A 14471-nucleotide genomic window follows, 5' to 3' on the forward strand; every position below is an offset into this window, starting at 1 on the left:
CCTTACGCCTTCCACTCAAAAATTTGAGTATTAAATTTCTGTAACGCCACCCATATAGGATTGCAGAACGTTTGGAACTTTAATTGTGCCATTGGCCTGCTGATAATTTTCCAAGACAGCAACCAAGGTACGCCCAACGGCTAATCCAGAACCATTCAGCGTATGCAGAAGCTCCGGCTTACCTGTTTCGGGGTTACGCCATCTGGCCATCATACGACGTGCTTGGAAATCACCCATCAATGAGCAAGATGAAATTTCACGATACTTTTGCTGGCCTGGTAACCAGACCTCAATATCATAAGTTTTCACCGCACCAAAGCCCATGTCACCGCCGCAGAGGCACACAACTCGATAGGGTAACTCGAGCAACTGCAAAATACGTTCAGCATGCCCCGTCAGTTCTTCCAATGCCTGCATCGATTGCTCTGGAGCAACCAAATGCACCAGTTCAACTTTTTCGAACTGATGTTGGCGAATCATGCCGCGCGTATCCCGTCCTGACGCACCCGCTTCTGAGCGGAAACAGGGCGTATGCGCTACATACTTGAGGGGCAACTGGTTGGCGTCGATGATTTGATCACGCACCAGATTGGTGACAGGCACTTCAGCCGTCGGAATCAAGTAATAGTTACGATCGCCAAACGGCACTTTAAAGAGATCTTCTTCAAATTTCGGCAACTGACCTGTTCCTTGCAGGGAGTCAGCATTCACCATGAAGGGCACATTGACTTCTTCGTAGCCATGGTCAAGCGTATGGGTATCGAGCATGAACTGAGCCAAGGCACGATGTAGGCGCGCCATCGGGCCTCGCATGACAGCAAAACGGGATCCGGTCAGCTTTGCGGCTGTTTCAAAATCCAATGCAGCGTTGCGCTCACCCACAGCGACATGATCTTGCACATCGAAATCAAAATCGGCCGGAGTTCCCCAACGTCTGACTTCAACGTTGTCATTTTCATCGGCACCTTCGGGCACAGATGCATCAGGAATATTGGGAATCCCTAAGAGCAGATCGTCTAATTGTGCTTGAACCTCTTGCAGGGCCGCCTTGGCTTGGTCAAGCTTTTCACCCAATTCACTGACTTCAGCTAAGAGCGGGGCAATATCCTGTCCCGACGCTTTTGCCTGACCAATGCTTTTCGAGCGGGTATTGCGCTCATTTTGTAAACGCTCTGTTTCGACTTGCAGAGTGCGGCGCTGCTCTTCTAATGCATTGAAGGCCGAAACAGGGAATTCAAAACCCTTTTTTTTCAACAAGCGAGCAACTTCTTCTGGATTGGCACGAACTAATTTTGGATCAAGCATTCAAGACTCTTCCTGGGCTCAATATATCCAGTCATCATCGACCGGAAAGGTCAGAGGGTTAGTAACTAAGAACTGTACGCGATGAACCGCATCAATGAATGAGGAGCATCATATAAAAATCAGACGCATGAGAACATGGCCACTCAGGAAATGTTACCATATTCCGACACAAATATTGCTGCAAATCAGTTTTTTAAGAGGTTGAATAACGCTTCTTTGCGCTTTGTGCATTTAAGCGTTGCAGGTGTTCGAGTTTTTCACCGATGCGTATCTCGAGCCCACGAGAGACCGGTTCATAGTAGCGACGCTGATAAATAGCTTCGGGTAAGTATTCCTCACCTGCCGCAAAAGCGTCTGGCTCATCGTGAGCATAGCGATACTCAGCACCATAGCCCTGCTCTTTCATCAGTTTTGTGGGGGCATTGCGTAGATGGTTGGGCACTTCATAGCTTGGATCCATTTTTACATCCGCCAAGCATTGGTTAAACGCACGGTAGAGGGCATTGCTTTTGGGGGCACATGCGCAATAGACCGCCGCTTGGGCAATCGCTCTCTCACCTTCAGCAGGCCCAACCCGTTCGAACGCATCCCACGCGGCAATGCAAACCTGCATGGCTCTTGGGTCTGCATTACCGATGTCTTCAGAGGCAATGGCGACTAGACGTCGAGCTATATAAAGCGGGTCGCAGCCACCGTCTAACATGCGGCAATACCAATACAGCGCTCCGTCCGCAGACGAACCACGCACCGATTTATGGAAGGCTGAAATCATATCGTAAAACTGGTCACCTCCTTTATCGAAGCGTCGCCCACCCGCTTTTAAAACCTCATCCATCGTGTCTAAGCCGATCCGCGCTTCATGCGTCTTTGGATCCTGTGTAGCAAGGTCAGACGCAATTTCCAATAAGTTCAGCGCCCGGCGTGCGTCACCATCGGCGGCTTGAATAAGCTGCTCCATCACCCCTTCATCGAAGTGCCATGTCGTTTTGCCGAGCCCCCGCGCAGAGGTTAATGCACGTTCCAGTAACTGACCGATATCCTCCGCAGTTAAAGACCTCAGCAAATAAACCCTTGCGCGGGACAACAGAGCATTGTTGAGTTCAAACGATGGATTCTCGGTTGTAGCACCGATAAATACGACGGTACCATCTTCAACATAGGGCAAAAAAGCATCCTGTTGCGATTTATTAAAGCGATGCACCTCATCGACAAACAAGAGAGTTTTTCGGCCTTTATGGGCTCGAACCTGCTGCGCTTCTTCAATCGCCGCTCGAATATCCTTAACGCCCGATAAAACGGCAGACAGAGTGATAAAGTGCGCATCAACATGGGTCGCGACCAATCGCGCCAAGGTGGTTTTGCCCACCCCCGGAGGTCCCCACAAAATCATGGAGTGTACAAACCCCTGCTCCAGTGCGCGACGCAAGGGCTTACCTTCACCCAGAAGGTGCCCTTGGCCTACGTACTCACTGAGCTGGTTTGGCCGCATTCTAGCCGCTAGCGGCTGATAGGCCTGTTCTTGCATTTCATCTGCAAACAGATCGTGCATTAACGATCACTCTCGTAGAGAACGTCGATATCATCAGGCGGCGTAAACGAAAAAATCGACTCATCCAACTCAGGGTTCAATTGCACCTCTGACAGCATGATGGTTGAACGCTGACCCAGAGTGTCGTCCAACAAAAACTCAGACAAAACCGCATCTTTGAACAACAAGCGAATTCTGGAGAACATCGCCTCTTGTGGAATTTTTGGAATAAGTTCAAACACCTCCATATCAACCGACCGTTGCAAAAGCGTAACCTCGTACATCCGATCCAACTCATGAATACGGCCATTCAGAATCAGGGCTGGTGCACTCTCTGTATTTTGATCAGCAGATTTGCGTGTGGCTTGCTCAAGATCCGTATCGTAGATCCAAATGTACTCGCCATCCGACACAATTTCCTGCGGAAAAGGTGTTTCGGTGTTCCAAACAAATTTATCCGGACGCGAGACCGCCAAGTATCCAGACGTCACCTCACCACGTGTGCCTTGCTCACCTGATGAGAACTGCTCAAATCGAGCACTAAAACGCTCGTAACCCGTTAGTAAAGACGCCAACTGATCAAGCGCATTCGCGTGAACAGGCAACGCCGACATAAACACAAGCCCTACAGCCAGCCTTCGTAAACCTTTAAACATAGACTTCATATCCTCAATTTTTAATCTCTAGGTGGCGGAGGCGCTATCACTTCACGTTGACCATTGGATCCCGCCGGTGTCACAACACCAGCGGCTTCCATGGTTTCAATCATTCTTGCTGCACGGTTATAGCCAATTTTCAACCGACGCTGAACCGCCGAGATGGATGCTTTACGACTTTCCGTGACAAAGGCAACGGCTTCGTCATACAGCGCATCTTGCTCATCATCGAACATTCCACCTGAACCGGCGCTAAACGAGCCCTCTTCCGAGCCCTCTGACACAATTTCGTCAAGATAGTTCGGAGGCCCCAATCGCTTCCATGCCTCAACGGTACGGTGGACTTCATCGTCGCTGACAAATGCACCGTGCACACGGTTCGGAATGCTCGTGCCTGCCGGCAGATACAGCATATCACCATGACCCAGCAGGTTCTCGGCGCCTGATTGATCAAGAATGGTTCGAGAGTCAATTTTGGACGATACTTGGAAGGCTATACGTGTCGGCACGTTCGCTTTAATCAAGCCGGTGATAACATCAACGGATGGACGCTGCGTGGCTAAAATTAAGTGAATCCCTGCCGCCCTCGCTTTTTGGGCAATACGCGCGATCAACTCCTCGACTTTTTTACCCACCATCATCATCATGTCGGCAAATTCGTCAATCACCACGACGATATACGGCAAGGTTTCCAAGCAGGGAGCTGGCTCATCGGCTGGCAGTCCGTAATCACTGGCATTCCACAAAGGATCTCTTAGTGGAACTCCCTCCTCTTCTGCCTGCAACACCTTGTCGTTAAAACCTGCAAGATTTCTAACACCCATTTTTGCCATGAGCTTATACCGACGTTCCATTTCACCCACACACCAGCGCAATCCGCCAGCGGCTTCTTTCATATCGGTAATGACGGGTGTCAACAAATGCGGAATGCCTTCGTAAATCGACAACTCCAACATTTTTGGATCGACAAGAATCAGGCGCACCTCTTTAGGCGTTGCTTTGAACAGCAAACTGAGCAGCATGGCATTGACGCCAACCGACTTACCCGATCCGGTCGTGCCTGCAACCAATAAGTGAGGCATCTTGGCCAAATTCGTAACGACTGGATTACCTGCAATATCGTTACCTAAGGCTAAGGTTAATTTGGATTTCGCTTCCGTAAACAACGAAGAACTTAACACTTCGCTCAAGTGAACAATCTGGCGGCTTTCGTTGGGTATTTCGATCCCTACAACGGATTTGCCCGGAATAACTTCAACAACACGGACACTGGAAACAGCCATGGATCGAGCCAGATCTCGGGCAAGGTTACTGATCTTACTGGCTTTTACACCTGGTGCAGGTTGAATTTCAAAGCGGGTAATCACAGGACCAGGATTTACTTCAACAACTTCAGCTATAACACTGAAATCCTTAAGTTTTTCTTCCAGAAGGCGTGACATGTGCTCTAACTGTTCTTCCGTGTACCCCTGCTCACTTTTCATTTCAGGCGGGTCCAGAAGCGCTTCGACGGACGGGAGCGTAATACTGGCTTCACGCGTTGCTTGAGAGATTTTACCCGCCCCTTCCAAGTCAAGATCTGTATTGGCGATGGGGGTATGCGTCTCTGACAGCGGCACGATCTTCAAATGTTTCTTAGCTGCCGTCAGGGTGTCTTCTACCATGCGACGAGCGGTAAAGGGCACGACCTTTGATTCAGGCGCTTCTACCACTTCCACCACGTTGGGCATGACCACTCTTTCATCCGAGACTGAAGCAGGATTATCTTCCTGCTTAACGGGCTCAAAAGCGGGTGGATTTACTGGAGCAATAGGCTCCTCCTCAAGTGTAATCTTGAGATCATTTTTGGAAAAAGACGTCAGATCCACGTCGGGCACTTGATCAAATGCTGGCTCTTCGCGCTTGCGAGCCGACATACTTTCGGTTGCCGTTTTGAAGGTTTTGGCCGTGGGCTCTTTTACAGGTGCTGGCTGCACTCTAGGCTTGGGTACGCTCAATTTTGGCATGGGGATACGAATTTGCGCCAACCCAACGATAAAACCGAGCACTTTAAAGGGAATCGCACCGATCCATTCAAGCAGCCTCTGCCATGAGGTCTCCATAAACAATGTCAGGCCAAAAAACATAACGGTCAACGCCACTACCGTTGCACCCGGCACGCTCACCAACGACACCGCAAGGTCGGACAGCGCAAGACCCACCAACCCACCGGCGGTAAAAGGGTAACCCAACACTTGATTCGACACATGAATAGATGAAAGCACACTGATGGGCAAAAGAAGAAAAATAGCGCCCGTAGTCCTTAACATAAAAAATGGGACAGCATCGACAATCCCTACGTGACGTCGCCACATAAAACGAAATGCCGGCCAGAGAATTAAGATGGGGACAATGTAAGCTCCCATGCCAACAAAGGAAAACAGGATGTCTGACATCCAAGCACCTGTTGCGCCAGCCCAATTTGACACATTCGGCTGATAACCTGCATGAGACCACCCTGGATCCTGTGGGTTATAGCTCCATATTGCGATGCACATAAATACACAGCAACCGATAACGACAATCAGACTTGCTTCCTTCAAGACTCTGGCTAAATGCTCCGTAAGTGACATTGGCCTGGACAAATGCTTCGCGCTCAAGCTCTTTTCCTTATTGCAATTAAATATTCAAGATGACAAAACGCTATTGTGCCACAAAATCCCCTGCACTCTGCAGAGATCTGATGTTACTATTGTTGAAATTTTTACGCTCACCCCAACCTAATATGAAAATAGACTTGTTTTCAGCATTAAGGATGCCGTTTAACTATGAGTAATACTCAACACCACCGTTTACTGATTCTTGGGTCTGGTCCTGCGGGTTACACCGCTGCGGTTTATGCTGCACGCGCAAACCTGAATCCTGTTGTAATCACAGGCATGCAAGCTGGCGGACAGCTCACGACAACCACCGAAGTTGACAACTGGCCCGGCGATGTCGATGGCGTTCAAGGGCCTGAGCTGATGCAACGCATGCAAGCGCATGCCGAACGCTTCAATACACAGGTCCTATTTGACCACATTCATACCGCCGAATTACAACAACGCCCTTTCCGACTCATCGGTGACATGGGCGAGTATACCTGTGATGCCCTCATTATAGCGACAGGTGCATCTGCTCAATACCTCGGTTTGGAGTCTGAGGAAGCCTTCAAAGGCAAGGGTGTCAGTGCCTGCGCGACCTGCGATGGCTTTTTCTACAGAGGACAAAAAGTAGCGGTCATTGGCGGCGGCAACACAGCCGTGGAAGAGGCTCTTTACCTATCAAACATCGCTGCTGAAGTGACACTCATACATCGTCGTGACAGCTTACGAAGTGAAAAAATCCTTCAGGATAAACTCTTCGAAAAAGCAAAGAACGGCAACATTCGCATCCTTTGGAATCACCAATTGGATGAGGTGTTAGGCGATGCATCCGGTGTGACGGGCATTCGCATTAAAGACGTCAAGAGCGGCGAAGCGCAATCCTTGGATCTGCAAGGCGTATTCATTGCCATAGGGCACAAGCCCAACACAGATCTATTTGAAGGCCAGCTCGAAATGAAAGACGGCTACCTAAAAATTCAATCAGGACTGGAAGGTAATGCCACTCAAACGAGCATTGAGGGCGTCTTCGCGGCGGGTGATGTTTGCGATCATATCTACCGACAAGCAATCACATCCGCAGGTTTTGGCTGCATGGCAGCGCTGGACGCTGAACGCTTTTTGGACAATTAGGCTAAACAAGATAAGGATCGTCGACTGTGATTTCGTGGCTCCACCCCGAAGCATACACCTTTCCTCCCGTTAGCTTGGCCCTTCGTGATCCCGAAGGGTTACTCGCGGCGGGCGGTGACCTTACGCCCGCCCGTATCATTAGCGCTTACAAACGAGGTATTTTTCCTTGGTACAACCCGGGCGAACCTATATTGTGGTGGAGTCCCAATCCGCGCTGTGTGATTTATCCAAATCAAGTCCACATTTCAAAAAGTTTAAAAAAATCTTTACGAAAAAATGATTTTCGGGTGACCTTTGACCTAAACTTTGAAGAGGTTATGCGCGCTTGCTCAGGACCTAGGCAAAATGCCACGGGCACTTGGATTAGCGAGGAAATTATCGATGCTTATACTCGCCTTCATCGTATGGGGATAGCGCATTCAGTTGAGGTTTGGCGAGACAAACAACTTATTGGTGGGTTATATGGCATGTCGTTAGGCCGCATCTTTTTTGGAGAGTCGATGTTTAGCAAAGAAACCGACGCCTCTAAAATTGCGTTCAGCTTTTTATGCCATCAGTTAAATAAATGGGGGTTTGCCTTAATTGACTGTCAGGTTCACAATCCGCATTTAGAGAGTATGGGGGCCATTGAAATACCCCGGGATACCTTTATTGACATACTTGCCGAGCATACTGAGGCTGTGCCTCATCAAGGGTGGATGTTCGAGATTGATACACAGTATATATTAGGCAGTTGATACCATGAGCGATATGCAAACATTACGTTTTTACGTAACTCCAGATCATGACTGCAGCTACCTGCCTGGCATGAAAGCTAAAACCTTGTTTGTCGATCCTCAGGCCGTGATCACATCGACAACCTACACTCAACTTTCAGCACTGGGGTTTCGACGTAGTGGCGGCCATATTTATCGACCTCATTGTGATCATTGCCATGCCTGCCAATCGGTCCGAATTCCAATCGATTTATTTACACCCAGCAAAACGCAAAAACGCATTTTAAATCGCAATGCCGATCTTTCGGTTCAGCGTGTCATCCCAACCTTAAACGATGAAACCTACCGTCTTTATCAACGCTACATCAATAAACGTCACCGTGACGGCGACATGTACCCTCCTAGCACTGATCAATTTTATAATTTTTTAGTTGAGGGTGGACAAGACACTGGATTTTACGAGTTTCGTGACCCCACCGGAAAATTGATGTGTGTTGCGGTGACGGACCATCTTGTTAACTCACTGTCTGCTCTGTACACCTTCTATGACCCTGATGAAGAACAACGAAGCCTTGGAGTCAACGCTATTTTATGGCAAATAATGGAAGGCAATCGTCGCCACGATCAGTTCCTGTATTTAGGTTATTGGGTAAAAGCCTGCCGCAAAATGAGCTACAAAACAGCATATAGACCCCTTGAAGTCTTAATAGATGGTCATTGGACGCGTTTAATGCAGGAATAATTTTGAATCGAGCAAGTTTTCAGGTAGAATCTTGGCCTTTCTAATTGGACCAGGTTGAAGAACCAGTCTTAGAGGTAACGATTGAATGGCAAAAGAAGAAGCGTTTGAAATGGAAGGGACTGTTATAGACACCCTACCTAACACAATGTTCCGTGTAGAACTTGAAAATGGTCACGTGGTGACAGCCCATATTTCTGGAAAAATGCGCAAGCACTATATTCGCATATTGACTGGCGACAAGGTCAAAGTCGAACTGACTCCCTATGACCTAAGCAAGGGCCGCATCACCTACAGAGCTCGTTAATCACAAGCTCTGTTGCGAAGGAGGCGCATAACGCAAAGCGTGCTTGTGCCCCTAAATTATTTACTTGCCAAACTCACAATAGCTTCGTAAGCTATTGATGCCTTATAAATTTTAGCTCGCTCATTTCTGTCCAAGCAAAATCACCCACCTCTGCCTACTGCCTTTCTTGAGGTCATTTATGAATAACCCTGTACAGGCCCCTCTGGAGACACCGAAACACTGGCGCCTGACGATCACCTACTGGATTATTTTTATATGCATCGGCATGATGGGTGGCATTCTAGGACCCGCTCTTCCCTTCCTTGCAGAGCAAAGCCATTCCAGTATGAGCCAAATTGCTCTTTTGTTCACCGCACGCGCCATGGGCAACATTATTGGCTCACTTGTCTCAGGCCAGCTTTTTGATCGATACGATGGCCACAAAATTCTACTCCTCATGGGAGTGGCTGCAATACTGGGCATGCTCATCACCCCCAGCCTGATGTCGTTAGGCTTGTTGTGCATTTTCGTCTTCATTCTAGGATACTCCGAAGTCTCCTTAAATGCTGGTTGCAATCTTATGATGATCTGGGCACACAAAGAACGCGCCCCACCTTTCATTAGTGCCTTGCATTTTTGCTATGGACTGGGCGCCATGATCATTCCGCTTATACTCATTATGATGCTCGCGCTGTTTGATACCATTCATGCCGCTTTTTGGCTGGTGTCGATTGCTTTAACGGCCATAATGTTGTTTCTGTTAAAACAACCCACACCTGACAACCCAGAGCGCCAAGCACGCGACACTCCCTCGGCCCCGTATGACAAGGCCGTTTTTGGTGGCTTGCTACTGTTGTTCAGTCTATATGTTGGCATGGAGATGACATTTGCCGGCTGGATTGCAACCTACGCCACTTTACGTGGAATCGAGGCTGCGGATGCAGCCATTCTGGTCTCGATTTTCTGGCTAAGCTTGTCTGCTGGGCGTTTGATTGCCATTCCATTATTGCGCCCACATTTGTTTACCTATTTGCTATGTGGATGCTTCGCTCTTGCCGTCTCTATGATGCTGTTAATGTACTTCAACCGTGCATCTTTACACTTGATTACCTTGTTGTTTGGCTTATCCATGTCAGCCATTTTCCCCACTCTCTTTTCACTCGGCAGCTACATTATTAAACTCAATGGCAAGCGCACCGGATTTATTTTCATGGCCGTCGGGACTGGCGCTATGATTGTGCCGTATGTTGCAGGCGTGCTACTTGATCACATGGGAGAAACATCACTGCCTTTGCTGATTTTAGTTGTATTAGGACTAATGATTGCCAATCTGAGCTTTCTACTCATTCGTCAAAAACGCACTCGCAACGCATGACTGAAACGGCTGAGCACCCCTGCCTAGCTCAGCCGCCAATTCCCTAACAGTAAAACCAAACAACCCGCTCATCTCAGACTAATCGACCAAACAATCTGCTTAACAATTGTCACAACAGACGAGTATGATCAGGTATAGATAAAACTAAATGTTCAAATGCCTGTATGAGACAGGCACTACTTGATAAGAAGGAAAAAACTCCATGGGACGTGATGTTGTTGTTTTAAGTGCTGTTCGCTCTGCTATTGGCGCATTTGGTGGTGGTCTGAGCTCTATTGAGCCTCATGAACTGGCTGGACAAGTCATGAAAGAAGCGGTCAACCGCTCAGAAGTAGACCCCAATTTAATTAATTACGTCACTGTTGGAAACTGCATCCCGACTGACTCTCGCTTTGCATACGTGGCACGCGTTGCCTCCATCCAAGCTGGCCTGCCAATGGACTCTGTCGCCATGGCCGTTAACCGCCTCTGCAGCTCAGGCTTGCAAGCCATCGTGACAACCGCACAAAACATTATGCTAGGCGACTGTGATTATGGCATTGGTGGCGGCGTGGAAGTAATGTCACGAGGAGGCTATTTATCCCCTGCTATGCGCTCTGGTGCTCGCATGGGTGACACCAGCATGGTCGACATGATGGTAGCCACTTTAAACGATCCCTTCGGCGTGGGCCACATGGGCATCACCGCTGAAAACCTTGCCGCCAAATGGGACATCAGTCGTGAAGAGCAAGATGCGTTTGCGGTTGAATCCCATGCTCGCGCAACACGCGCGATTGAAGAAGGCCGCTTCAAGTCTCAAATCGTGCCTATTGAAATTCAAACACGCAAAGGGGTGGTGATTGTTGACAGCGATGAGCATGTCAAACCCGGAACCTCCATGGAAAGCCTAAGCAAAATGCGCCCTGCTTTCAAAAAAGATGGAACAGTGACTGCAGGCAATGCATCCGGAATCAATGATGGTGCTGCGTTTATGGTACTTGCCGATGCTGAGGTTGCCAAAAAAGCAGGCCAAAAACCCATCGCACGTATTGTCTCCTATGCGGTAGCGGGCGTTCCCAATGACGTTATGGGTGAAGGCCCGATTCCAGCCTCACGTCTAGCGCTGCAAAAGGCAGGTCTAACACTCGACGATATGGATGTTATTGAATCCAACGAAGCATTTGCAGCTCAAGCCCTCGCCGTAGCGAAAGGACTTGGATTGGACATGCAAAAAACCAACCCGAACGGTGGAGCCATTGCCTTAGGCCATCCAGTGGGATGCTCTGGCGCGTTTATCGCCACCAAAGCCATTTATGAACTTCACCGTACTGAAGGCCGCTATGCGCTGGTGACCATGTGTATCGGTGGTGGCCAAGGCATCGCAACCATCTTCGAACGCCTGTAAGTAAGCTCACGTCATCCTTTCATGCATCGACAATTGATGCATGAAAGGATTGATATTCCTTCGAGCAATGGCTCATTGAACACCACTTCATCACCGCCCTACACACTCAAATCATCGAAAAAATCGATCTATATATCTCAATAATACTGTTTTATCGATCCTAATCCAGTGCTATAACTTAACTGTCACTTAGAACTGGAGATAAGCCATGAAAACAATTAGACAAGTATCGCTGGATTCGCACAAACCTGTGAATGAGCTGATTCTAAAAGAGGGCTACCGAATCGTCAAAACTGAGTTCAGCTTGAATCATTCAATTGTTGCCTGGATAGAAGAGCCCTTGCGTGCAGATCTACCGACTGAGCACTGTTTTTTAAAAGTGATTGAGAACGGTCAACCGGTACCACTCGTATATGAATACGTGAGTTCGGCTTTCAGTCCATTTGAATCTAAAGCGGCTCATGTGTTCAAAGTGCCTGAAAGCTTTGTTAGAGAGGAGCCGACTCGACTTTCAGCGGTTGCGTGATTATGCTTATGAACAGATGCTGAGCACACAATAATTGGTGTCAAAAGCCACACTAGGAGCCGCTTTTGGACAACAAAATTAACTATAAACATCTCCATTATTTCAGAACAATTGCCAAGGAAGGCTCCATTGCTGCCGCCAGCGAAATACTGAAGCTTGCGCCCCAGACCCTAAGCGGACAACTGTCGCAACTGGAATCTGACTTCGGCCGCTTGCTGTTTAAACGTGAGGGCCGAAAGTTAAAGCTAACACCTTTTGGACAGCAGGTGTTTGATTATACTGATGCCATGTTCTCTATTGCAGATGAACTCTCATATTTCCTTAATACCGACCAGTTGATCGAACGCAATATTTTCCGAGTTGGTGTATCCTCTTCCATTCACAAATTGATTGTCTTCAACCTTCTGCAACCTGCATACACGAAAACGCCCAATTTGCATTTAATCTGCAAAACAGGTGAAACCGAACGTCAACTCAACGAACTGCGCAGTCACAAGCTTGATCTCATCATCACCGATCGCCTCAAAGTGATCGACGATATCACCACGTTTCAGATCAAAGAGGTATTAAGTTCGGGCATTAGCCTCTTTGCAGCGCCCAGCATAGCCACCGAGCTGCGCAATAAAGGCTTGCCCGACAGTTTACAGGATGCCGTTTTACTCGCGAACGCTCGCAATGCGGTTTACTTTGAACGCTTAATCGCGTGGCTGGCTAAACGCAATATTCATATGCGCATCGGTGCCGAAATTGATGACAGTGCCTTAATAAAGATTTTCGGCGCACATGGGAAGGGCGTTTTTGCCGCTCCAACCATGATCGCCGATGAAGTCTGCCGCCAATATCAAGTCGAACAATTGCTCGAAATAGACTCGGTACAAGATAAAATCTATGCACTCTACAAGGATATCTCGAACGCCTCTCCTTGGATTGATGCAATATGTTTATCTGGAACAACGTAAACGCAGAGCTCACTCGCACTTTTCGTAAATTACAAAACGCTTAGTTGTGGCTTCAATCACCTCCCATGTCCCTTGAAAGCCCCGCGGGATAACGAACTCATCACCGGGCTCGAGTCGTATAGCAACGCCCTGTTCGTCCGTCACAACACTGACACCCTCTGTAATATGACAGTATTCTTCCTCAGTATAATGGACCTTCCATTTTCCCACTTCACTGCGCCACACGCCGACAAAATACTGCTTAGTCAAGTCTGTATACTCCATCCAAAGTGTCTGCTTTGGATTGCCTTCGAGACGCTTCTCTGCATCCAGATAATACTCTTCAGGCTCGACCTCATGCTTATTTAATATCTTTAATTTCATTGTGTTATCTGACATATTTTACCTTAATTATTAGATTCGATATTCGCATTATCTAGACATAGAAAAAGTGCAGCAACCACTTTTAAAGACACCCACGGCTCACTAGGCAGACACTATCCTATTTTTACCCTGATGCTTAGCTTGATACAGTGCAGTGTCAGCTCGGTGCAGTACATCAAGATAGGTGGTGTCAGCAACAGACATAGAAACAACCCCCATACTCACGGTTGCTTTAGTATCGGCCGCTGCAAAATCCGATAACGCCTCAATGAAGCGCTGATGTAATCGCTTTGCCAATTGAAGCGCTTGTTCTTGATCCAGTGCAGGCATGGCAATTACAAATTCATCACCACCAAATCGACAGGCAATATCGTTTGTCCTTAGCTCTGCACTGCAGGTTATGGCCAATGTTTGGATAAGCTTGTCGCCTGCCAAGTGGCCTAGAGAATCGTTGATCACTTTCAAGTTATCGAGATCAAACATCAACATTGCTGTTGGTATGCCATAGCGTGTGAATGCTTCAAAATGAAGTATGAGATCACGTTCTAACTTTCTGCGGTTGTACAAGCCTGTTAGCTGGTCGGTATCACTCATTTCACGTAGCTGAACTTCCAAACAATGACGCTCCGAAATGTTACTGGCAACCCAGAGAACAACATCGTCATCATCCACTTTGAAATCCAAGGATTGAACCCGCCCTTCGAACCAAATAGGTTCGTCAGGCCCCTCATTTGGAAGACCTTTAACATCCTTGTTGCTCAGCTCATATTCGACAATCAAAAGACTCTTGGTCGAGAGCGCTTTCTGAATTTGCTCTAAAAACCACTGGGCTTTGATAGGCTTTATCAAATCCGTAATCCGATGCCCCACAAGCCCCTT

General features: G+C 48.0%; 13 protein-coding genes and 2 pseudogenes. 8 read left to right on the forward strand and 7 right to left on the reverse strand.

Annotated features, from left to right (window positions below; genetic code table 11):
- Positions 1-30: 30 nt before the first annotated feature.
- From serS to D791_RS21985, 5 genes and pseudogenes are all read right to left on the reverse strand, one after another.
- The gene (serS, locus tag D791_RS06095; RefSeq protein ID WP_036509095.1) at positions 31-1305 is read right to left on the reverse strand and encodes a serine--tRNA ligase; all 1275 of its coding nucleotides are present in this window, start codon (positions 1303-1305) and stop codon (positions 31-33) included.
- A 193-nt stretch (positions 1306-1498) separates the two neighbouring features.
- A complete protein-coding gene (locus tag D791_RS06100) occupies positions 1499-2854 on the reverse strand; it encodes a replication-associated recombination protein A (protein ID WP_051514295.1) in 1356 nt (451 codons plus the stop codon).
- A complete protein-coding gene (gene lolA / locus D791_RS06105) occupies positions 2854-3489 on the reverse strand; it encodes an outer membrane lipoprotein periplasmic chaperone LolA (RefSeq protein WP_051514296.1) in 636 nt (211 codons plus the stop codon). Before lolA ends, D791_RS06100 begins: the two co-directional genes overlap by 1 nt.
- A gap of 20 nt (positions 3490-3509) precedes the next feature.
- Positions 3510-5012: pseudogene (locus D791_RS21980) on the reverse strand (DNA translocase FtsK); the annotation flags it as partial.
- 552 nt (positions 5013-5564) lie between these two features.
- A pseudogene (locus D791_RS21985) lies at positions 5565-6101 on the reverse strand (DNA translocase FtsK 4TM domain-containing protein); the annotation flags it as partial.
- A 195-nt stretch (positions 6102-6296) separates the two neighbouring features.
- Here D791_RS21985 and trxB point away from each other — a divergent pair.
- The 8 genes from trxB (at position 6297) to D791_RS06150 (ending at position 13229) form a co-directional block, all read left to right on the forward strand.
- Positions 6297-7244: a thioredoxin-disulfide reductase gene (gene trxB / locus D791_RS06115; RefSeq protein ID WP_036509103.1), complete on the forward strand. Its 948-nt coding sequence runs from the start codon at positions 6297-6299 to the stop codon at positions 7242-7244.
- 26 nt (positions 7245-7270) lie between these two features.
- A complete protein-coding gene (gene aat / locus D791_RS06120) occupies positions 7271-7981 on the forward strand; it encodes a leucyl/phenylalanyl-tRNA--protein transferase (protein ID WP_036509104.1) in 711 nt (236 codons plus the stop codon).
- 4 nt (positions 7982-7985) lie between these two features.
- On the forward strand, positions 7986-8702 hold the full coding sequence (locus D791_RS06125) for an arginyltransferase (protein ID WP_036509106.1): 717 nt from the start codon (positions 7986-7988) through the stop codon (positions 8700-8702).
- Positions 8703-8787: 85 nt separating this feature from the next.
- A complete protein-coding gene (infA, locus tag D791_RS06130; protein WP_036509108.1) occupies positions 8788-9006 on the forward strand; it encodes a translation initiation factor IF-1 in 219 nt (72 codons plus the stop codon).
- Between the two features lie 178 nt (positions 9007-9184).
- Positions 9185-10360 (forward strand): MFS transporter, encoded by a 1176-nt coding sequence (locus D791_RS06135; protein ID WP_051514298.1) that lies wholly within the window; start codon positions 9185-9187, stop codon positions 10358-10360.
- Between the two features lie 202 nt (positions 10361-10562).
- A complete protein-coding gene (locus tag D791_RS06140; protein ID WP_036509110.1) occupies positions 10563-11744 on the forward strand; it encodes an acetyl-CoA C-acyltransferase family protein in 1182 nt (393 codons plus the stop codon).
- Between the two features lie 208 nt (positions 11745-11952).
- Positions 11953-12270, forward strand: a complete 318-nt coding sequence (locus D791_RS06145; RefSeq protein ID WP_051514299.1) for a DUF7352 domain-containing protein — start codon at positions 11953-11955, stop codon at positions 12268-12270.
- A 65-nt stretch (positions 12271-12335) separates the two neighbouring features.
- Positions 12336-13229 (forward strand): LysR family transcriptional regulator, encoded by an 894-nt coding sequence (locus D791_RS06150; protein ID WP_036509112.1) that lies wholly within the window; start codon positions 12336-12338, stop codon positions 13227-13229.
- Between the two features lie 9 nt (positions 13230-13238).
- On the opposite strand, the gene D791_RS06155 is transcribed toward D791_RS06150, so the two are convergent.
- Positions 13239-13607, reverse strand: coding sequence for a cupin domain-containing protein (locus tag D791_RS06155; protein WP_081763761.1), 369 nt, complete (start codon positions 13605-13607; stop codon positions 13239-13241).
- Positions 13608-13694: 87 nt separating this feature from the next.
- Positions 13695-14471, reverse strand: a 777-nt coding sequence (locus tag D791_RS06160; protein WP_036509231.1) for a GGDEF domain-containing protein, incomplete at its 5' end; no start/stop codon positions are given.

The sequence above is a fragment of the Nitrincola nitratireducens genome, assembly GCF_000585235.1.
In the GTDB taxonomy this organism is placed as follows: domain Bacteria; phylum Pseudomonadota; class Gammaproteobacteria; order Pseudomonadales; family Balneatricaceae; genus Nitrincola; species Nitrincola alkalisediminis.

Coding starts and splice junctions, on each gene's coding strand:
- lolA (WP_051514296.1), bottom strand. CDS start 3,489: ATGTTTAAAGGTTTACGAAGGCTGGCTGTAGGGCTTGTGTTTATGTCG.
- trxB (WP_036509103.1), top strand. CDS start 6,297: ATGAGTAATACTCAACACCACCGTTTACTGATTCTTGGGTCTGGTCCT.
- D791_RS06135 (WP_051514298.1), top strand. CDS start 9,185: ATGAATAACCCTGTACAGGCCCCTCTGGAGACACCGAAACACTGGCGC.
- D791_RS06145 (WP_051514299.1), top strand. CDS start 11,953: ATGAAAACAATTAGACAAGTATCGCTGGATTCGCACAAACCTGTGAAT.
- D791_RS06140 (WP_036509110.1), top strand. CDS start 10,563: ATGGGACGTGATGTTGTTGTTTTAAGTGCTGTTCGCTCTGCTATTGGC.
- D791_RS06100 (WP_051514295.1), bottom strand. CDS start 2,854: ATGCACGATCTGTTTGCAGATGAAATGCAAGAACAGGCCTATCAGCCG.
- serS (WP_036509095.1), bottom strand. CDS start 1,305: ATGCTTGATCCAAAATTAGTTCGTGCCAATCCAGAAGAAGTTGCTCGC.
- D791_RS06155 (WP_081763761.1), bottom strand. CDS start 13,607: ATGTCAGATAACACAATGAAATTAAAGATATTAAATAAGCATGAGGTC.
- D791_RS06125 (WP_036509106.1), top strand. CDS start 7,986: ATGAGCGATATGCAAACATTACGTTTTTACGTAACTCCAGATCATGAC.
- infA (WP_036509108.1), top strand. CDS start 8,788: ATGGCAAAAGAAGAAGCGTTTGAAATGGAAGGGACTGTTATAGACACC.